We start from the raw sequence: 19,882 nt of genomic DNA, 5'->3' as shown, positions 1-19,882 counted from the left end.
CCCCGGCGCCGGGGCGCCAGCCGGAGTTGAAGCCGGCGCTTCGCAACGTTCCGGAGGCGCCTGCCCCGAAGGCCGCCCCCGCGGAGGCATCCAGGGCGGATCCTGTGCCTGAGACGAAGTCCGCGGCCATCGAGAAGGCGCCTTCGGTCAGTCCGGTCCAGGCGGCACCCGCGAAGCCCGCAGCGGGCACGGTCGCCGAGGCGGCCAAGCCCCCGGCATCCGATTGGAAGGATCCGCCGCCGGACAAGAAACCGGTGCGAATCATCGGCGGTGCCACGATCGTCCCCGGCGCCTCCGAGAAAGAGCCCGGCGGCGCCCAGTAGCGCTGGCTATTCTGTCGCGCTCAGCCGCTGCGCGCCGGTAAAGACGGTCAGCGTGTCCGAACGGGCGATGGCGCAGAGCGTGATCCCGTGCGCCCGGGCGCGTTCCAGCGCCAGCGACGTCGGCGCCGAGATCGCCACGATCACGGCGGCGCCGAGACGCGCGGCCTTCTCGACCATCTCGAACGAACACCGACTGGTGATCACCAGGAAACCGTCGGACGGATCGGTGCCGGCCCGCATGGCCGCGCCGATCAGCTTGTCCAGGGCGTTATGGCGGCCGACATCCTCCCGGACGGACGCCAGGGTGCCGTCGAGCCGAGCCCATGCTGCCGCGTGCACGGCGCGGGTCTCGGCACCCAGCACCTGCGCGGCGTCGAGCCCGGCCAGCGCCCGGGCGATCGCCGGGAGCGAGACCTGGACGTCGGGAGCGCCCCGCATGTCGGCGCGCGGCAGCTCCGCCAGATCCTCGATGCCGCAGACACCACAGCCAGTCCGCCCGCTGATGGCGCGCTTACGCGCAAGGTGCTCCCGCAGGCGACCGGGGGCCAGCTCGACGTGGAGACGCAGCCCGTCCGGGCCGACCTCCACCCGCGTGGCACGAATCTCGTCGGCGGATTCGATGATCCCTTCCGTCAGGCTGAAGCCGTAGGCGAAATCCTCCAGGTCGGCCGGCGTCGCCATCATGACGGCATGCGGCACGCTGCCGTAGACCAGGTTGACCGGCGTCTCGACGGCGAGCACCCGCGTCCCCGCCCGAGGCGCGCCATCGGCATAGGCCACGACTTGCATCGGAGCCGGGACCGTGCTGGCCGGAAACTCCGCTGAGACATCCCGTTGTGCCGTCAACATCCATTGCTCCGAAAGACCGCTCCGGTGCCGCGATCGCGCCGGATACGCAGCGGCGATAGCGAATCGGCGGCGGCGAAAGACCGGTGTCGCGTGCCCGGGAAACCGCCCGAATCAGTCGGAAACCACCCTCTGCGACGCTTGTGCGGTTGCACCTGGAACGTCCTTGTGGTCTGAAGCCGCGATCGGATACATGCCGGGTAACACAACTGGCAGTCCGTCACGTCGGCACCATCCCGCGCTCATTCAAGACGGGAAAGTCCGACGGGAAATCAAATCGCAGGGGAGCAACGAGAGGCAGATGCGGACGGTGCGGACGATCACCCGATCACCCTTGAGCCTCGCCGCCCTCGGCGCCCTGCTCGCCTCGACATCCGGGGCGCTCGCCGCCGGATTCGGTCAGCCGGTGCCGTGGGAGATGAGCCGGCAGATCCCGGTCACCGAGAACGCGCGCGACATCCTCAGCTTCGAGATCGGCCTGCACTGGCTCTCGCTGGTGATCTCGGTCTTCGTGCTGGGACTGATCCTCTGGTGCGTCTTCCGCTTCAACGAGAAGACCAACCCGACCCCCTCGCGCACCACCCACAACACCGCGATCGAGATTGCCTGGACCATCGTGCCGGTGCTGATCCTGGTCGCCGTGGCGATCCCGTCGTTCCGCCTGCTGCGGACGCAGCTGGCGGATCCGAAGGCCGACATGATCGTCAAGGTCATCGGTCATGCCTGGTACTGGTCCTACGAGTACCCGCAGACCGAGACCGGCGGCGGTTTCACGTTCGATGCCAACATCGACGAGGACAAGCAGCCCCGCCTGCTCCAGACCGACAACGAGATGGTCGTGCCGCTGGGCAAGATCGTGAAGATCCAGGTCACGGCGGCGGACGTGCTGCATTCCTGGGCGATGCCGGCCTTCGGTTTCAAGATCGACGCCGTGCCGGGCCGCCTGAACCAGATGTGGTTCCGGGCCGACAAGGAAGGCACCTTCCACGGCCAGTGCTCGGAGCTGTGCGGCCAGCGTCACGCCTACATGCCGATCGTCGTCCGCGTCGTCAGCGAGCAGGCCTATGCCGACTGGCTGAAGGAAGCGAAGACCAAGTACGCGCGCATCGACAACGGAACGAGCTTCGCCGAAGCCCGCTGAAGTCCGGTTGACCGAATAGAACCCGTCAGATCCACAAGGCACCCGAATCCATGGCTACAGCCGCAGCCCATGCCGAGGCCCACGAGGTCCACGACCATAAACCGTCGTTTTTCGCCCGCTGGTTCCTGTCGACGAACCACAAGGACATCGGCACCCTCTACCTGCTCTTCGCCTTCTGCGCCGGCATGATCGGCGCCTTCCTCTCCTTCGGTATCCGAATGGAGATGGAGCAGCCGGGGCTGCAGTTCTTCTCCAACCCGGCGACGTACAACGTGTTCGTCACCGGTCACGGCCTCATCATGGTGTTCTTCATGGTGATGCCGGCGCTGATCGGCGGCTTCGGCAACTGGTTCGTGCCCCTCATGATCGGCGCGCCCGACATGGCGTTCCCGCGCATGAACAACATCTCGTTCTGGCTGACGGTGGCGGGCTTCTGCTCCCTGCTGTGCTCGCTGTTCGTTGAGGGCGCCCCCGGGGCGTCCGGCGCCGGCACCGGTTGGACCGTCTATCCGCCGCTCTCCACCGCCGGCCATCCCGGCCCGGCCGTCGACTTCGCGATCTTCGCCCTGCACCTCTCCGGCACCGGCTCGATCCTGGGGGCGATCAATTTCATCACCACCATCCTGAACATGCGCGCCCCCGGCATGACGCTGCACAAGATGCCGCTGTTCGCCTGGGCTGAGCTGGTCACCGCCTTCCTGCTGCTGCTGTCGCTGCCGGTGCTCGCGGGCGCCGTCACGATGTTGCTGACCGACCGCAACTTCGGGACGACCTTCTTCGATCCGGCCGGCGGCGGCGACCCGATCCTGTACCAGCACCTGTTCTGGTTCTTCGGTCACCCCGAAGTCTACATCATGATCCTGCCGGCCTTCGGCATCGTCTCGCACATCATCGCCACGTTCTCGCGCAAGCCGGTCTTCGGCTACCTCGCGATGGCCTACGCCATGGTCGCGATCGGCGTCGTCGGCTTCGTCGTGTGGGCCCACCACATGTACACGGTCGGCCTGTCGCTGCAGACGCAGTCCTACTTCGTGTTCGCCACGATGGTGATCGCGGTGCCTACGGGCGTGAAGATCTTCTCCTGGATCGCCACCATGTGGGGCGGCTCCATCCGCTTCACCGCCGCCATGCACTGGGCCGTGGGCTTCATCTTCCTGTTCACCGTCGGCGGCGTCACCGGCGTCGTACTCGCCAACTCTGCAGTCGATAAGTACCTGCACGACACCTACTACGTCGTCGCCCACTTCCACTACGTGCTGTCGCTCGGCGCGGTGTTCATCATCTTCGCCGGTGTCTACTACTGGTTCCCGAAGATGACCGGCCACATCATCCCTGAATGGGCTGGCAAGCTGCACTTCTGGCTGGCCTTCATCGGCGCGAACGTCCTGTTCTTCCCGATGCACTTCCTCGGCCTCGCCGGCATGCCGCGGCGTTACGCCGACTACCCGGATGCCTTCGCGGGCTGGCACAAGGTCTCCACCTACGGCGGCCACATCTTCGGCCTCAGCATGTTCGTCTTCGTGATCGGCGTCGTGCTGGCCTTCCGCTCGAAGGAGCGGGCCGCCGACAACCCGTGGGGCGAAGGTGCCACCACCCTCGAGTGGACGCTCCCCTCCCCGCCGCCGTTCCACCAGTTCGAGACGCTGCCGCGCATCGTCGACGAGCCGGGCGCGCACTGACCAATATCCGCGAGGGCCGCAACCGCGGCCCTCGCCCTTCCCCGGAAGCCGCGACGGCGACTTCCCGGCAAGGGCGACCAAGACGGGTGATCCGCACAAGCCGAGTGTGCCGCTCGCGCTGACCCTTGGAACTAATCGATTTCGAAACACGACTCGGCCGTGACGCGCGTGGCCGGGCGCCGACACAACAGCGGCAGACGCGATGACGAGCCTGACGAACACGATCGGACCGGACGCACCGGCCCCGGCCTTCACGGCGGTCGGCGGCGACGTGCCGGACTATTTCGCGCTGCTCAAGCCGCGGGTGATGGTCCTCGTCATCTTCACCGCGCTGGTCGGCATGGTCGTCTCCCAGGGCCACGTTCCGCCGGCCATCGGCGTGATCTCGCTCCTGGCCATCGCGGTCGGGGCCGGGGCGTCTGGCTGCCTCAACATGTGGTGGGATGCCGACATCGACGCCGTCATGACCCGTACCGCACAGCGCCCGATCCCGGCGGGGCGGATCTCGTCCGAGGAAGCCCTCGGCTTCGGGTTGTTCCTGTCGGTGGCGTCGGTGCTGGTGCTGGGCCTCGCGGCGAACTGGCTCGCCGCCGGCCTGCTGGCCTTCACCATCGTGTTCTACGCGGTGATCTACTCGATGTGGCTGAAGCGGGCGACCGCGCAGAACATCGTCATCGGGGGCGCCGCGGGCGCCCTGCCGCCGGTGATCGGCCAGGCCGTCGTCTCCGGCTCGGTCGGGATCGAGTCGCTGGTCCTGTTCGCGATCATCTTCATCTGGACGCCGCCGCATTTCTGGGCGCTGGCGCTGATCAAGGCTGAGGAATACGCCCGCGCCGGCATCCCGATGATGCCCAACGTCGCCGGCCCGGCCTCCACCCGCCGGCAGATTGTCTGGTACTCGGTGTTCCTGGCCCCGCTCGGCCTCGTGCCCGTGGCGCTCGGCTTCGGCGGCCTGCTCTACGCGGTGATCGCCGTGATCGGCGGCGTCGGCATGCTGGCGTTCAGCGTTCGCGTCCTGAGAAACCGCACCGGCGACGCCGAGAAGCGGGCTGCGATGGGCATGTTCGGCTTCTCGATCCTGTACCTGTTCGCGCTGTTCTCCGCGCTGCTCGCCGAACAGAGCTTCGGCCTGTTCCTGCCGGTGACGGTCTGATCGCCATGGCGGATCCGGAAGTCCCCTATCGCCAGCTCACGCCCGCCGAGGAGGCGCGCCGCCGGAAGCGTTCCGTGGCCATCGCGTTGGCCCTGGGTGCCTGGGTCCTGCTGTTCTTCGTGCTGACGATCGTCAAGCTCGGCCCGCAAATCCTCAGCCGTCCGCTCTGAGGGGCACGATGACAAAACCCCATTCCGATCCGATCCGCGGGGCCAAGCGCACGGCGATCGCGTGCGCCGGCCTGGCGGTCGGCATGGTCGGCCTCGCCTTCGCGTCGGTGCCGCTCTACGACGCCTTCTGCAAGGCGACCGGCTACGACGGCACGCCGCGCCAGGGCCCGGCCCTCGCGTCTGCGGCGCGCACCGACGACAGCATGGTGGTGCACTTCGATACCAACGTCGCGCCGGGCCTGCCGTGGAAGTTCGCCCCAGAAGCCAACACCGTCGAGGCGAAGCTGGGCGAGACCAAGACGGTGTTCTTCCGGGTGCAGAACACCGGAGCCAAGCCATCGACCGGCGTCGCGACCTTCAACGTCCAGCCCGGCCTGATGGGCAGCTACTTCGTCAAGATCGCCTGTTTCTGCTTCAACGAGCAGACTTTGCAGCCGGGCGAGACGCTGGACGTGCCGGTGGTGTTCTACGTCGACCCGGCGGTGCGGGAGGATTCGAACACCGCGCATCTCTCCGAGATGACCCTGTCCTACACGTATTTCGCCTCCAAGAACGGCCAGCCGGTGACGGCTTCGGTCGCGACCACGGGGGCTTCGGGCACGAAACGCGATTTCTGATCGCGAACGCGTGACAACAGAGGTCGGCACCGACTAAGTGTGCGGACAAGCTTGGGGGTCCTGTATGCGGCGCCCAGCCAAAGAGCGATTGGCCGGATGCCGGGAACGGCGCGGGGCGTCAGGGTGAGGAGCGACGGGACGATGGCCGAGGCGCACGCCAAGAATCACGATTTTCATATTCTAAGCCCGAGTCCATGGCCGCTGATCGGCGCCTTCTCGGGCTTCCTGATGGCATTCGGCGCCGTGTTCTGGATGAAGAGCCTCCAGATCGGCACCCTCACCCCGGGGCCGTACATCTTCGGGGCCGGCACCTTCGGCGTGCTCTACACCATGTTCGCCTGGTGGAAGGACGTGGTGCACGAGGCCAATTCCGGCGATCACACCCGCGTGGTCCAGCTCCATCACCGTTACGGCATGATGATGTTCATCGCCTCCGAGGTGATGTTCTTCGTCGCGTGGTTCTGGGCCTACTTCGAGGCGGCCCTCTACACCGCCGACCCGATCCAGGCCTCCCGGGTCGAGTTCACGGGTGGCGTCTGGCCGCCGAAGGGCATCGAGGCGTTCGATCCGTGGCACCTGCCGCTGCTGAACACCCTGATCCTGCTGACCTCGGGCACGACCGTCACCTGGGCCCACCATGCCCTCCTGCATGGAGACCGTAAGGGTCTCAAGTACGGCCTGTGGCTGACGATCGTCCTGGGCGTCCTGTTCACGGCCTGCCAGGCCTACGAGTACAGCCACGCCGAGTTCGGCTTCTCGGGCAGCATCTACTCGTCGACGTTCTACATGGCGACCGGCTTCCACGGCTTCCACGTCATCATCGGCACGATCTTCCTGGCCGTATGCCTGTACCGGACGTACGCGGGCCAGTTCACGCCGCGCCAGCACCTCGGCTTCGAGTTCGCCGCCTGGTACTGGCACTTCGTCGATGTCGTGTGGCTGTTCCTGTTCGCCGCGATCTACGTTTGGGGCTCGGGCATCTTCCACGGCGCCGCGCACTGAGAGCAGCTACCCCGTCACCGCATGGCGGGTCTGTGAAAGGGCGGCTCAGGCCGCCCTTTTTCGTGTGCGACTCGGCGTGATCCCCATATCGAGGGAATGGTTGCGAGGCGGCGCGCATGCGGCCGCCCGGGCCGGTCTGGAGTGATCACGTGGACCAACGAACCTATCCGCAGCCGCCACCGGTCCCCACGGGCCTCCGCGGCCGGTGCCCCCGCTGCGGCGAAGGCCACCTGTTCAAGGGCTACCTGACCCTGCGGCCCTCCTGCGAATCCTGCGGGCTCGACTACACGGGCTTCGATTCGGCCGACGGGCCGGCCTTCTTCGTGATGTCGATCGTCGGCCTTCTGGTGGTCGGCCTGGCCCTGTGGATGGAGATCACCTACGAGCCGCCGATCTGGGTCCACGCGCTGGTGGCCGGCAGCCTGTCGATCGGTCTCAGCCTGATCCTGGTCCGGCCGCTCAAGGGCATGCTGATCGCCCTCCAGTACAGCAACAAGGCCGAGCAAGGACGCTTCGAGCAGTGAGCCGCACCGTCCCGCGTTCGGCCGCCTGGCGCGACCTCGTCGCGCCCGGTCTCGCCTCCCTGATCGCGCTGGCGATCCTGCTGGGTCTCGGGATCTGGCAGATCGAGCGCAAGACCTGGAAGGAAGAGCTGATCGCCCGCATCGTCCGGCAGACGAAAGCGGAACCGGTGGCGCCCCCGGCACCCGACGCCTGGGATCCCGGCCGGGACGAGTTCCGCCACGTGCGGGTCTCCGGCCGGTTCGCCAACGATCGCGAGGCGCTCGTCCACGGACTTGCGGCCGGCGAGACGCCGGGCCGGGCGCTCCAGGGTTATTACGTGATCACGCCGTTCCAGCGGGCGGAAGGCGGTGTCGTCCTGATCAACCGCGGCTTCGTGCCCACGGAGTTGAAGGCCCAGGCCGACCGGCGGGACGGCCTGATCGAGGGTCCGATCACCGTGACCGGGATCCTCCGGGCCAGCGAGGCGCGCGGGATGTTCGTGCCGGAAGCGGACCCGGCGCGGGGCGAATGGTTCACCCGCGACGTCGCCGGCATCGCTGCCGCGCGCGGCGTCGCCGACCCGGCGCCCTACCTGATCGAGGCTGACGCGGTGCCGGGCCAGACCACGTGGCCACGGGGCGGCCAGCTGAAGGTCGATCTGCCGAACAACCACCTGCAATACGCCTTCACGTGGTTCGCGCTGGCGCTCTGCCTGATCGGTGTGTTCGGCGTGTTCGCCTATCGTCGCCTGCACGATTCGGACGTCGCCAGCACGGCGTGAGAATAATCCCGCCGCCTGACAAATTCGGCGCAGAAGAATGCCGCGTGACGAGGGTCTAAAACGGCATCGCGTTCCTTTGACCCGGCCGCTTCAGGGCGGAATACTTTGCGTGTTCCTTAACGGTCGCGCAATCCTGCATCTTGTATTCAGTTTGTCGCGACCCTTCGAAGACGCCGCGGGGCAACGTCCCCGCGCGACAGAGGTAGCGCGCCATGACCGACCGTTTCAAAGACACGCCGCCTGATCCGATCCGCTTCGCCTATTGGGTGCCCAACGTCTCGGGCGGGCTGGTGATCAGCAAGATCCCGCAGCGCACGAGCTGGGACGCCGACTACAACCGACGCTTGGCGCAGATCGCGGAGGAAGCCGGCTTCGATTACGCCCTGACCCAGATCCGCTTCACGGCGGGCTACGGAGCCGAGTATCAGCACGAATCGGTGGCGTTCAGCCACGCCCTGCTGGCCGCCACCTCGAAGATCAAGGTCATCGCCGCGCTGCTGCCCGGCCCGTGGCATCCGACGCTCGCGGCCAAGCAGATCGCCACCATCTCGCAGCTCAGCGGCGGCCGGATCGCCGTCAACATCGTGTCGGGCTGGTTCTCGGGCGAGTTCCGCGCGATCGGCGAGCCCTGGCTCGACCACGACGAGCGCTACCGGCGTTCGGAAGAGTTCATCCGCAGCCTCCGGGGGATCTGGACCCAGGACAACTTCACCTTCCGGGGAGATTTCTACCGCTACACGGACTACACGCTGAAGCCGAAGCCGGCCGACCCGCTGCCTGAGATCTTCCAGGGCGGTTCGTCCCGGGCGGCGCGCGACATGGCGGCCCGCGTCTCGGACTGGTACTTCACCAACGGCAACACGCCCGAGAACATCCGCGCTCAGGTCGACGATGTCCGCGCGAAGGCAGCCCAGAGCGGCAACAACCCGCGCATCGGCGTGAACGCCTTCGTGATCGCCCGCGATACCGAAGAGGAGGCCCGCGCCGTCCTCCAGGAGATCATCGACCAGGCCGATCCGGACGCCGTGAAGGCGTTCGGCCACGAGGTGAAGAATGCCGGCAAGGCCTCGCCCGAGGGCGAAGGCAACTGGGCCAAGTCGGATTTCAACGACCTCGTCCAGTACAACGACGGCTTCAAGACCAACCTGATCGGCACACCGGACCAGATCGCCGAGCGGATCCTGGCGTTGAAGGATGCAGGCGCCGACCTGGCCCTGCTGGCCTTCCTGCATTTCCAGGAGGAGGTCGCGTATTTCGGCGCGCATGTGATTCCCAGGGTCCGCGCGCTCGAAGCTGCCCGCGAGACGCGCGCCGAGGCGGCCTGATGGCCGTCCGCCCGAGAGATCCCCGTCCCGTTCGGAGTGAGCCATCATGAACATCGCCGTCGATGCGCGCGCGCTCGAAACCCAGCCGCGCCAGGGCGTCCCGGGGCCGGCCAAGCCGCCCTCCCCCGCCCATGTGATCCGTGACGACGCGGAGGCGCTGGCGGTCGCCCGGAACCTCGCCGCGGAGTTCCGACGCGGCGCCTCCGAACGCGACCGGAACCACACGCGGCCCCTGGCGGAGCTCGATGCCTTCTCCCAAAGCGGGTTGTGGTCGATCAACGTCCCGAGGGCCTACGGCGGCCCGGAGGTGTCCTACAAGACCCTGGCGCAGGTCGTCGCGATCATTTCGGCGGCCGATCCGGCGATCGGCCAGATCTCGCAGAACCACCTCGGTATCGTGGCGTCGATCCGCACAGTCTCGGACGAGGCGCAGAAGCGGCTGCTGTTCGGGGAAGTCCTGCGCGGCACCCGGTTCGGCAACGCGTTCTCCGAACGTGGGACCAAGCGGGCCGCGGATTTCGAGACGCGGTTCACCGATCACGGCGACCACGTGATCGTGCGCGGCCAGAAGTTCTACGCGACCGGGGCATTGCTCGCGCACCTGGTGCCGATCGTCGCCCTCGATGCCGAGGGGCGGGCCTGGTACGCCATCGCCGAGCGGAACGCGCCGGGACTGACGGTGATCGACGACTGGTCCAGCTTCGGCCAGCGCGGCACGGCGAGCGGCACGGTGCTCATCGAGAACGTCCGGGTTGAGAAGACCCACCTGGTCCCGGCCTGGAAGGGCTACGAGGCGCCCCGGGCGGACGGCGCCATTTTCCAGATCATCCAGGCGGCGGTCGATGCCGGCATCGGCCGCGAGGCCCTGGACGACACGATCGCGTTCGTGCGCGAGAAGGCGCGCCCCTGGATCGACAGCGGGCAGGAGCGGGCCGCCGACGACCCCTACACGATCCAGGCGGTCGGCGACCTCACGATCCGCCAGCACGCGGCCGAAGCCCTGCTCGACCGGGCCGGACTGGCCCTCGACGCCGCGGTCGCACAGCCGGACGCGGAGCGCGTCGCCGCCGCCCAGCTCGCCGTGGCGGAGGCGAAGGTGCTCACCACCGAGGTCGCGCTGGCCGCCTCCAACAAGCTCTTCGAGCTCTCCGGCACCCGCTCGACGCTGGCAGCGGAGAATCTCGACCGCCACTGGCGCAATGCCCGGACCCATACCCTGCACGATCCGGTGCGCTGGAAGGTCGCGATCATCGGCAATCACGCCTTGAACGGTGTCGCGCCGCCCTTCCACGCCTGGAGCTGACGCAGGTTCCGGCGGCCGGGCTGCCGGACCGGATGAAGCGTCGTCCCCGGGTGATACCGCGGGCGACGTTTCTGGCCGCGCTCGATGCCCTGGCGTTGGGCTGGGGTGCTCCTAGAGAACCGGAAGGCCCCGGGCCTTGGCTTCCTCACCCGGCTCAACGTGGATGGTCACGACCGCCCCCGGAATCGTAGTTTCCAAGGCGCTCTCCAGCCGGTCGCAGATGGCGTGCGAGGCTTCGACCGTCATGCTGCCCGGAACCACGAGGTGGAAGTCGATGAAGGTCGCCTGTCCGGCCGACCGGGTGCGGACGTCGTGGGCTTCGAGGGCGCCCTCCCCATGCAGCGAGATCAGCGAGCGGATCTCGCAGACCATGTCGGGCGAGGCGGCCCGATCCATCAGGCCGTCGACCGATTCGCGCACCATCCGGAAGCCGGACCACAGGATGTTGAGTGCCACGAGTCCGGCCACCGCCGGGTCGAGGGCCGGGTAGCCGGTCACCCAGACCGCAGCGACGCCCGCGAGTACGCCGCAGGAGGTCACCACATCGGCGAAGACGTGGCGTGCATCCGCGATCAGCGCCGGCGAGCGCCAGGCGCGGCCCCAGCGCATCAGCGCCCAGGCCCAGGCGGCATTGATGGCGCCCGCCCCGAGATTGATCGCGAGGCCCACGGCCGGCGCGTCCAGGGGTTTCGGGGCGAGCAGGCCGAAATACGCCTCCCGCAGGATCAGGACGGCGGCCACCACGATGAGCGCGCCCTCGATCACCGCGGAGAAGAACTCCGCCTTGTGGTGGCCGTAGGGATGCTCGGCGTCGGCCGGACGCGCGGCGACCCGCAGGGCTACGAAGGCGCCGATCGCTGCCACCACATTGATGATGCTCTCGAGCGCGTCGGAGTACAGCGCCAGGCTGCCGGTAAGCCAGGCTGCGTAGAACTTCAGCCCAGTTACCACGAGGCCGATGCCTGCGCTGAGAAGGGCTGCTTTCTGGGTCCGGTCCATGGGATGCGCCGATCACGAGTCGACGTGCCCATACGGGATGCAGCTTGCCTCAGGCCACGGCAAAGCTTCGACGCTGCCGAAAGAGTCTTAGCTGCGGCTATGCCTCGGGCGGTTCGGGAGCTGGGCTGCGGGCCGCCTCGCGCTGGCGGCTCCGCTCGGCCTTGGCCCGTGCCTCCGTCGCCTTGCGCAGCAGACGCCGCCGCTGCCACGCGAAGCGTGCGGAGGCGGCCATGGTGTCGAGACGCGCGGCTTCGCGGTCCCAGTACCCGACGAGTTGGCCGTCGAGGGTTACGCGGGCGGGACGGCTGATCCGGACCATGACGTTCAGTCCCGCGGCGCTGGCGGCTCGCCGGTCTCGGCCACGATCAGCGCGTCGGCGTCGCCGTGGAAGCTCCCAGTCCCGGAATTCGGCACCGGGACGGTCGGGCTTCCGAAGGGCTCGCTCGGATAGGCCTCCTCGAACTTCGACCGCGCCTGATCGGGATCGTCGGCCTTGAGCACGATCTGTTCGGTGCCGGGCAGCGGCCAACGCGGGTCGGCGGCATCACGGGGGCGCACGGCGTACCAGGGCATCGTTCGAGCGTCTCCGTCTACGGTGAGGCGTGAACCGGCGGCGCGGCGAACCGGTTCCGAGGTTGAAACGGCGCCCGGTTCGGTGCAGGCAGCCGGCGATGCGCGTGGACCTGTTCGATTTCGACCTGCCGGAGAGCAGCATCGCCCTGCGCCCGGCCGAGCCGCGCGACGGCGGGCGGCTCTTGGTCGTGCACCCCGGCGAGGATTTGGCGGACCGCACGGTGCGCGACCTGCCGGCGGCGCTGCGCTCCGGCGATGCCCTGGTCTTCAACGACACGCGGGTCATCCCGGCGCGGCTCAACGGCGTGCGCACGCGCCCGGGGGCGCCCGGCCAGCGCACGGAGGTGATGCTGCATCTTCGGGAGGCGCCCGCGCGCTGGCGCGCCTTCGCCCGCCCGGCCAAGCGATTGACCCCCGGGGACGCGATCCAGTTCGGCGCGCTCCAGGCCATCGTCGCCGGGAAGGCAGAGGGCGGCGAGATCGTGCTGGATTTCGACCGCGGCGGCGCCGAACTCGACGCGGCGATCGCCCAGGAAGGGGCGCTACCCCTGCCGCCATACATCGCCGGCAAGCGTCCCACCGACGCCCGCGACGCCACCGACTACCAGACCGTCTACGCGCGCCATCCCGGTGCCGTGGCGGCGCCCACGGCCGGGCTGCACTTCTCCGACGCGCTGCTGGCGGACCTCGATGCGGCCGGCCTGCGGCGGCACCACGTCACCCTGCATGTCGGCGCCGGGACGTTCCTGCCGGTCAAGGCGGACGACACCGACGGCCACCGGATGCATGCCGAGATCGGCATCCTCGACGCCGACACGGCCGGCGCCCTCAACGCCGTCCGGGCCGCGGGCTGCCGGATCGTCGCGGTGGGCACGACGGCGCTGCGCCTCCTCGAGAGCGCCGCGAGCCCCGACGGCACGCTCTCGGCCTTCTCGGGGCCGACCGACATCTTCATCACGCCGGGCTACCGCTTCCGAGCGGTCGACGCCCTGGTGACGAACTTCCACCTGCCGCGCTCGACCCTGTTCATGCTGGTCTCGGCGTTTTCCGGCCTCGACACGATGCGGGCGGCCTACGCGCACGCGATCCGGAGCGGCTACCGCTTCTACTCCTACGGCGACGCCAGCCTGCTGTTCCCGGGCCCGCGCGCGGACATCTCATGACCGTTCCTGCCATGACCGAGCCGGCGCCCTTCGGCTTCACCCTGCACGGGCAGGACGGCACCGCCCGGACCGGCGAAATCGCGACGCCGCGCGGAAACATTCGCACCCCGGCCTTCATGCCGGTGGGCACCGCCGCGACCGTGAAGGCGATGTATCCGGGGCAGGTGCGGGAACTGGGTGCCGACGTGGTCCTGGGTAACACCTATCACCTGATGCTCCGTCCCGGCCCGGAGCGGATGGCGCGGCTCGGCGGCCTGCACAAATTCATGAACTGGGACCGGCCGATCCTGACCGATTCCGGCGGCTTCCAGGTGATGTCGCTCTCGGCCCTGCGGAAGATCGACGAGCAGGGGGTGACCTTCCGCTCGCATATCGACGGCACCGCGCACCACATGAGCCCGGAACGCTCCATCGAGATCCAGGGCCTGCTCGGCTCCGACATCCAGATGCAGCTCGACGAGTGCGTGCGCCTGCCGGCGGAGCACGCGGCGATCGAGAAGGCCATGCACCTCTCGCTGCGCTGGGCCGAGCGCTGCCGGGTGGCGTTCGGCGAGCAGCCCGGCAAGGCGATGTTCGGCATCGTGCAGGGCGGCGACGTCCCGGCGCTCCGCGTCGAGAGCGCCCGCGCCCTCACCGACCTCGACCTGAAGGGCTACGCGGTCGGCGGCCTCGCGGTGGGCGAGCCGCAGGCGGTGATGTTCGCCATGATCGAGACCGTGGAGCCGCACCTGCCGGAAGGGAAGCCACGCTATCTGATGGGCGTGGGCACGCCGGACGACATCCTCGGGGCGGTGGCCCGGGGCATCGACATGTTCGATTGCGTGATGCCGACCCGCGCCGGCCGGCACGGCCTGGCCTATACCCGCAACGGCCGGGTCAACCTGCGCAACGCCCGCCACGCCGAGGATACGGCACCGCTGGACGAGACCTCGACCTGCCCGGCGGCGCGCGACTATTCCCGTGCCTATCTCCACCATCTCGTCCGGTCGAACGAGATCCTGGGGATGATGCTGCTCACTTGGAACAACCTCGCCTACTACCAGGACCTGATGGCGGGCGCTCGGGCTGCGATCCGCGAGGGGCGGTTCACCGATTACTGCGCCGCCACCCGTGAGGGCTGGGCACGGGCCGAACGCGCCGCCGCCGGATGAGGATCCGCCTCACGGATGCGCCAGAATGCGGTAGGTGCCGTCCGGGTCGTCGGCCCCGAAGCGGACGGCGGCCTTCAGGCCCGCTACGATCCGCGCCGCCACCGGCAGGCGGTAGTGCAGCGCATCCCAGTAATTGTCGTCCCGCGTGGTGATCGACGAGGGACGCCGGAAATCCACCACCACGGCGCCGTGCCGGGCACCGATCTCCGCGACGCGCGCCTTGCAGGCCGCCTCCCGGCGACCGGCCGGCGTACCGGGCGCCCCCTGCGCGACCGCGTGGACCGGCATGAAGGCGACGACCTTCGTCGCGGCGTCGGGCAACTGCCCGAGCAGCGCATCGAGCCGCGCCAGGGCCGGCATCGGCGCATCCGGCGGATCTGCCGGCGTCGCAGGATCGCGCGCGCCGGCGCGGATATGGGTGCGGGCGCGCTCGGGATCGTAGAGCGCCTCGGGCGGCGTGAAGACCGCATAGCCGTCGGCCTTCAGCCGCGGCTGCACGAGGCCGAGGCGCGCCAATCCGGTCTGCGCAGCGATCGTAAGTGAGCGGAGGCTGACCTGCCGCAGCACGCCCCAGGGTGTGCCGGCCTCGTAGAGCCAGTCCGGAAAGGCGTTGGCGCTGCGGGCCGGCGGATCGGCCGCGCACCAGGTCGCGTCGAGCCCGAACAGGATCGCCTTTACCGGCCGGTTGGCCACGAACAGCGCGGCTAGCCGCATCTGCTCATCCGGCGTCGCGGCGTTGACCGCAAGGTTGGCGAAGCGCGCCGCGAAGGCCGCGTCGAGAGCGCCCGGGTTCAGCAGCCGCGCTGTCGAGGTGCCGAACACCGCGGCGTCGAAGGCGCCCCCGCGGGCGATCTGTGGATAGGACAGCCGCTGGTTCGTATCCATGATCGGACCCGGCGGATGGCCGGGGGCCGCCCGCAGGCCGTAGGGGTCCAGGGCCGCGATGCCGCCAACCACGCAGAGCCCGACGAGCGCAGCGCCGATCAGGAATACTCGCGACCAGGATGCCCACGCGGACGACGCGGCGGCAACGGGGATGGGACCGGCTGATGTTTCCGAGGCCATAGGCAGGGCGCATACCCGCTTCGGACCGAGCCGTCGCGCAGATTAGCGGTCCGTACCGCGTGCGGGATCGCAGAAACCGAGCCGCGATGGCGGATGGCAGCACCCGGCCTGCAGGTGCCTGACCGAAGCCGCCGGAACCTATCAGAAGAAAGCGGGAAGACCGTCAGCCCCAAGAAGGAGCTTGGTCGGAGTGGCAGGATTTGAACCTGCGACCCCCACGTCCCGAACGTGGTGCGCTACCAGACTGCGCTACACTCCGAAGGCCGGCTTGCGTCTCCGCAACTGCCGGCAGCGGGCTTATAGCTGCGCCTTTCCCGTACCGCAAGGGCGGTTTTGGGCGCTCAGCGCAGACGGGTCGTCCAATCGCCCACCGGATGCCGAACCGCGATCTCGAACGCCGCGTCGCGCAAAGCGGCCGTGGCGGCATATCCGAGACCGCAATCGATCTCCGCGAGGGTCCAGTCGCCGGCCTGCGCCATGCGGAGAAGCCTTGGGCGGGCGGGCGGCACGCTGACGCTGAAACGGTCGAGGGGCATCGACAGGCCGGTGCCCAACGCCTTCACCACGGCCTCCTTGCGCGTCCACAGGCCGAAGAAGGCGGCCTCGACCGTCTCGGGGGCGTGGACGGCGAGGGCTGCGGCCTCATCCGCCGCGAAATGCCCGCGCGCGATGCGCAGCGCATCCGGGATCGGCCGGATCGCCTCGACATCGACGCCGATGGCCACGCCGCGCGCCAAGCCGACGACCGCGCGTTCGCCGGAATGGGACAGGTTGAAGTCGAAGGCGCCTTGCACTGGGCCGGTCAGGCGCGGCTTGCCGGCCCCGCCGGCCTCCATGCGGATCTCGCCCGGTGCGAGGCCCAGCGCGTCTCCGAGAATCAACCGCAGAGCCGCGTGGCTCGCCTGGAAGCGGACGCGGTCGGCCGCCCGCATGAAGCGCGCGGCGCGGTCGCGCTCCTGGGCATTGAGGACAGATGCGCAACGCTCGAGCTGGCCAGGCGACAAAGCGAGATCGACCACCCAGATCTCGGCCGCGCTCACGCGACCCCTCGCGGCGTCCGCGCGTACGACGTACGAAGTTCAGGGTGAGGCGGCACGGGTTCGATCCGGTGGCGGCGGGGGGAGGAGCATCGTCGTGCGGCACCGGGCTGGCAAGTGCAGGGAGACTTGAGCGTTCGGTCCGCGCCGAGAGGAGCGGCGTTGCCGAGCCTCGCCGGGCGGCGCGCACGCTACGGCGTCTTCTTCGCGACCTACCTCTATCAGGGCCTGATCGCCGGCTTTTCCCTCACCGCCCTGGCCAACCACCTCACGGCGCACGGGGTGTCGGCAACCGAGGTCGGGGTCCATTTTGCCCTGGCGGGGCTGCCCTGGACGCTCCAGCCGATCCTGTGGGGGCCGCTCGTCGACCGGTCCGGAGACCTGCGCATGGGCCGGCGCCGGCCCTTCGCGGTCGCCGCGCTTCTCGGATGCCACGCGGCTCTCGCCCTGATGCTGCTGCTCGACGCGGAACAGGTGGGCCTGCTCGGCCTCGCCTTCCTGGTCCACAGCCTGTTCGCTTCGCTGCTGGATACCGCGTGCGACCGGATGATCATGGACCACGTTCCCGCGGCGGAGCTCGGCCGGGTCAGCGCCTGCACCCGCGCGGGCTTCGTCGTCGGGACGAGCCTCAGCGCGGCGATCCTGGGCTGGACGCTCGCCACCTACGGGTTGACCGTCAGCCTGTCCCTGCTGCTCGGCGCCGGTCTGATGGCGAGCCTGCCGATGCTGCTCGTGCGAGAAGCACCCGCCGACGCGTTGCTGTCGCTCGACCGGCGCGGGCCGGCTCCCCGACGGGTCCCGTTCCTGCGCTTCCTCCGCCGCCTCGGCGTGGCCCTGCGCAGGAGGCGGGCTCTGCAACTGCTGGCCCTGTGCTTCGGCCTCGACGGCGCCCTCGGGCTGTTCGAGCTGCCCTTCTCGGTCCACCTGCTCCAGGGCCGCGGCTGGGAACCCGCGGTTCTGTCCCAACTCCAGGCGGGCCTGGCGCTCGTGAGCGGCACCGCGGGCGCGTTCGCCATCGGCCTGTGGTCCGATCGGGTCGGGCCGGTGCGGCCGCTGAGGCTCCTGCTGCTGGCGAGCGCGGCCACCTTCGTGCTGGCGGCGGTGCTGATCGGTGCGGGCCTTCTCGGCCCCGCGGCGCCGCTCATCCTGGCCCTGACCAACGCCCTGCCGGGCCTCCTGATCGTCGCGCTGATGCCCGCCCTGCTCCAGGCCAGCCGCGGGCGCGCCGGCGCGGCGACGCAGTTCGAGGTCTACATGGCGGCGATGAATCTCGGCTCGGTCGCTGGGACGGCTTCGGCCGGATGGCTCGCCCCGGTGATGCCGCTATCCGCCGTGGCGATCCTGGTCGCCGTCGTGTTCCTGGGCGCGGCCCTCCTGGTCGGCCGCGGCGATCTGCTCGCACCGGGCGGTTGAGGGAAATCGGGGATGTCTCAGGACGGGCGACTCCCCCCGGGCCCGCGATGCGCTAGAACGCCGGCATGCCAGCTGCGAAGCCCGACACGCCCGACCTCGACCTGACAACCGAGGAGGCGCGCACCGAGCACGCGCGGCTCTCGGACGCGATCCAGGAGGCCGACCGGCTCTACCACCAGGAGGACGCGCCGGAGATCTCGGACGCGGAATACGACCGCCTGCGCCGCAGGCTGGAGGCGATCGAGACCCGGTTTCCCGATCTCGCCGGGACCGGGGCGGCCAGCACCACGGTCGGCGCCAAGCCGTCCGAGAAGTTCGCCAAGGTGCGGCACGCCGTACCGATGCTGTCGCTGGGCAACGCCTTCGACGCGGAGGAAGTCGCGGAGTTCGTGGCCCGGGTCCGGCGCTTCCTGGGCTGGTCCGAGGACGCGCCCCTCGCCTTCACGGCCGAGCCGAAGATCGACGGCCTGTCGCTGTCGCTGCGCTACGTGAACGGCCAGTTGGAGACGGCGGCGACCCGCGGCGACGGCGAGGTCGGCGAGAACGTCACTGCCAACGCCCGTACCGTCCACGACATACCCGCGACGCTCGCCGGGACCGGATGGCCGGAGATCTGCGAGATCCGTGGGGAGGTCTACCTGTCCCACGCCGATTTCGCCGCGATCAACGCGCGCCAAGAGGCGGCCGGCAAGCCGCTCTTCGCCAACCCGCGCAACGCCGCCGCCGGCAGCCTGCGCCAGCTCGATCCCGGAATCACCGCCTCCCGGCCGCTGAAGTTCTTCGCCTATGCCTGGGGTGAGCTCTCGGCGCCGATCGCCGAGACGCAATCGGGCACCCTGCAGCGCTTCGCCGACTGGGGCCTGCCGGTGAACCCGCTCACACGGACCTTCACAGACATCGAATCGATGCTCGGTCACTACCGCCGGATCGAAGCGGACCGGGCGGGGCTCGGCTACGACATCGACGGCGTCGTCTACAAGGTGGACGACTTGGCGCTGCAGAAGCGGCTCGGCTTCGTCTCCCGCTCGCCGCGCTGGGCGCTCGCGCATAAGTTCGCCGCCCAGGAAGCGACGACGGTGGTGGAGGACATCGTCATCAATGTCGGCCGCACCGGCTCGCTCAACCCCCTCGCGAAGCTGCGGCCCGTGACGGTGGGCGGCGTGGTCGTCTCCAACGCGACGCTCCACAACGAGGGCTACGTGAAGGGCGTCGGCGGCGACGGAGAACCGATCCGCGACGGCCGGGACATCCGCGTCGGCGACACCGTCACGGTGGTGCGAGCCGGCGACGTCATTCCAAAAGTCATGGATGTCGACCTCGCCAAGCGCCCTGCGGATTCGCAGCCCTACGTCTTCCCGGAGACCTGCCCGGCCTGCGGCAGCCGCGCCGTGCGGGCGGTCAACCCGCGCACCGGCCGCCCCGACGCGATCCGGCGCTGCACCGGCGGCCTGATCTGCCCGGCGCAGGGGGTGGAGCGGCTGAAGCACTTCGTCTCGCGCAACGGTTTCGACATCGAGGGCTTCGGCGAGACCTATATCGAGGTGCTGTTCGAGGCCGGGCTGGTGCGCCAGCCCGCCGACCTGTTCCGCCTGGATTTCGAGACCCTGAAGGCGGCCGTCGTGGCGCGGCGCGAGGCG

At 69.3% G+C, this 19,882-nt stretch carries 21 protein-coding genes and 1 tRNA gene; 14 read left to right on the top strand and 8 right to left on the bottom strand.

Going from position 1 to position 19,882, the window contains the following annotated elements:
• Both FV228_RS33710 and fdhD read right to left on the bottom strand, forming a co-directional pair.
• Positions 1–208, bottom strand: a 208-nt coding sequence (locus tag FV228_RS33710) for a hypothetical protein (RefSeq protein WP_210247786.1), incomplete at its 3' end; no start/stop codon positions are given.
• 121 nt (positions 209–329) lie between these two features.
• Complete coding sequence (gene fdhD / locus FV228_RS05625) at positions 330–1,112, bottom strand: formate dehydrogenase accessory sulfurtransferase FdhD (RefSeq protein WP_238259483.1); 783 nt, start codon at positions 1,110–1,112, stop codon at positions 330–332.
• A 358-nt stretch (positions 1,113–1,470) separates the two neighbouring features.
• On the opposite strand from fdhD, the gene coxB reads away from it, so the two are divergent.
• The 10 genes from coxB to FV228_RS05580 all read left to right on the top strand — a co-directional run bounded on the left by coxB (position 1,471) and on the right by FV228_RS05580 (position 10,844).
• The gene (gene coxB, locus FV228_RS05620; protein WP_147853692.1) at positions 1,471–2,310 is read left to right on the top strand and encodes a cytochrome c oxidase subunit II; all 840 of its coding nucleotides are present in this window, start codon (positions 1,471–1,473) and stop codon (positions 2,308–2,310) included.
• Between the two features lie 50 nt (positions 2,311–2,360).
• Positions 2,361–3,989: a cytochrome c oxidase subunit I gene (gene ctaD / locus FV228_RS05615; RefSeq protein WP_147853691.1), complete on the top strand. Its 1,629-nt coding sequence runs from the start codon at positions 2,361–2,363 to the stop codon at positions 3,987–3,989.
• Between the two features lie 202 nt (positions 3,990–4,191).
• On the top strand, positions 4,192–5,142 hold the full coding sequence (locus tag FV228_RS05610) for a heme o synthase (RefSeq protein ID WP_147853690.1): 951 nt from the start codon (positions 4,192–4,194) through the stop codon (positions 5,140–5,142).
• A gap of 5 nt (positions 5,143–5,147) precedes the next feature.
• Entirely contained in the window at positions 5,148–5,312 is a 165-nt protein-coding gene (locus FV228_RS32940; RefSeq protein WP_187277643.1) for a hypothetical protein, read from the top strand.
• An 8-nt stretch (positions 5,313–5,320) separates the two neighbouring features.
• Positions 5,321–5,929: a cytochrome c oxidase assembly protein gene (locus tag FV228_RS05605; RefSeq protein WP_147853689.1), complete on the top strand. Its 609-nt coding sequence runs from the start codon at positions 5,321–5,323 to the stop codon at positions 5,927–5,929.
• A gap of 141 nt (positions 5,930–6,070) precedes the next feature.
• Positions 6,071–6,931 (top strand): cytochrome c oxidase subunit 3, encoded by an 861-nt coding sequence (locus tag FV228_RS05600; protein WP_147853688.1) that lies wholly within the window; start codon positions 6,071–6,073, stop codon positions 6,929–6,931.
• Between the two features lie 149 nt (positions 6,932–7,080).
• Positions 7,081–7,455 carry a DUF983 domain-containing protein gene (locus FV228_RS05595; RefSeq protein WP_147853687.1) on the top strand — a complete coding sequence of 125 codons (375 nt, stop codon included), beginning with the start codon at positions 7,081–7,083 and terminating at the stop codon, positions 7,453–7,455.
• A complete protein-coding gene (locus FV228_RS05590) occupies positions 7,452–8,216 on the top strand; it encodes an SURF1 family protein (protein ID WP_147853686.1) in 765 nt (254 codons plus the stop codon). Before FV228_RS05595 ends, FV228_RS05590 begins: the two co-directional genes overlap by 4 nt.
• Before the next feature lie 212 nt (positions 8,217–8,428).
• Complete coding sequence (sfnG, locus tag FV228_RS05585) at positions 8,429–9,541, top strand: dimethylsulfone monooxygenase SfnG (RefSeq protein ID WP_147853685.1); 1,113 nt, start codon at positions 8,429–8,431, stop codon at positions 9,539–9,541.
• Between the two features lie 46 nt (positions 9,542–9,587).
• Positions 9,588–10,844 (top strand): SfnB family sulfur acquisition oxidoreductase, encoded by a 1,257-nt coding sequence (locus FV228_RS05580; RefSeq protein ID WP_147853684.1) that lies wholly within the window; start codon positions 9,588–9,590, stop codon positions 10,842–10,844.
• Between the two features lie 111 nt (positions 10,845–10,955).
• On the opposite strand, the gene FV228_RS05575 is transcribed toward FV228_RS05580, so the two are convergent.
• The 3 genes from FV228_RS05575 to FV228_RS05565 all read right to left on the bottom strand — a co-directional run bounded on the left by FV228_RS05575 (position 10,956) and on the right by FV228_RS05565 (position 12,416).
• Complete coding sequence (locus tag FV228_RS05575) at positions 10,956–11,843, bottom strand: cation diffusion facilitator family transporter (RefSeq protein ID WP_147853683.1); 888 nt, start codon at positions 11,841–11,843, stop codon at positions 10,956–10,958.
• 97 nt (positions 11,844–11,940) lie between these two features.
• Entirely contained in the window at positions 11,941–12,162 is a 222-nt protein-coding gene (locus tag FV228_RS05570) for a hypothetical protein (protein WP_147853682.1), read from the bottom strand.
• A 5-nt stretch (positions 12,163–12,167) separates the two neighbouring features.
• On the bottom strand, positions 12,168–12,416 hold the full coding sequence (locus tag FV228_RS05565) for a hypothetical protein (RefSeq protein WP_147853681.1): 249 nt from the start codon (positions 12,414–12,416) through the stop codon (positions 12,168–12,170).
• Between the two features lie 98 nt (positions 12,417–12,514).
• Between FV228_RS05565 and queA the strand changes: the two genes are divergently transcribed.
• The gene (gene queA / locus FV228_RS05560) at positions 12,515–13,579 is read left to right on the top strand and encodes a tRNA preQ1(34) S-adenosylmethionine ribosyltransferase-isomerase QueA (protein WP_147853680.1); all 1,065 of its coding nucleotides are present in this window, start codon (positions 12,515–12,517) and stop codon (positions 13,577–13,579) included.
• A complete protein-coding gene (gene tgt / locus FV228_RS05555) occupies positions 13,576–14,730 on the top strand; it encodes a tRNA guanosine(34) transglycosylase Tgt (RefSeq protein WP_147853679.1) in 1,155 nt (384 codons plus the stop codon). Before queA ends, tgt begins: the two co-directional genes overlap by 4 nt.
• A gap of 9 nt (positions 14,731–14,739) precedes the next feature.
• On the opposite strand, the gene FV228_RS05550 is transcribed toward tgt, so the two are convergent.
• From FV228_RS05550 to FV228_RS05540, 3 genes are all read right to left on the bottom strand, one after another.
• Complete coding sequence (locus tag FV228_RS05550; RefSeq protein ID WP_246693838.1) at positions 14,740–15,795, bottom strand: hypothetical protein; 1,056 nt, start codon at positions 15,793–15,795, stop codon at positions 14,740–14,742.
• Between the two features lie 182 nt (positions 15,796–15,977).
• A tRNA-Pro gene (locus FV228_RS05545) sits at positions 15,978–16,054 on the bottom strand.
• 82 nt (positions 16,055–16,136) lie between these two features.
• The gene (locus FV228_RS05540; protein ID WP_147853678.1) at positions 16,137–16,835 is read right to left on the bottom strand and encodes a 4'-phosphopantetheinyl transferase superfamily protein; all 699 of its coding nucleotides are present in this window, start codon (positions 16,833–16,835) and stop codon (positions 16,137–16,139) included.
• 159 nt (positions 16,836–16,994) lie between these two features.
• On the opposite strand from FV228_RS05540, the gene FV228_RS05535 reads away from it, so the two are divergent.
• Entirely contained in the window at positions 16,995–18,245 is a 1,251-nt protein-coding gene (locus tag FV228_RS05535; protein ID WP_246689884.1) for an MFS transporter, read from the top strand.
• Positions 18,246–18,310: 65 nt separating this feature from the next.
• Positions 18,311–19,882, top strand: a 1,572-nt coding sequence (ligA, locus tag FV228_RS05530; protein WP_147853676.1) for an NAD-dependent DNA ligase LigA, incomplete at its 3' end; no start/stop codon positions are given.

It is taken from the genome of Methylobacterium sp. WL18 (assembly GCF_008040015.1).
In the GTDB taxonomy this organism is placed as follows: domain Bacteria; phylum Pseudomonadota; class Alphaproteobacteria; order Rhizobiales; family Beijerinckiaceae; genus Methylobacterium; species Methylobacterium mesophilicum.
Note: the sequence above shows the minus strand (reverse complement) of the source record. Positions and strands in the feature narration are given on the sequence as shown.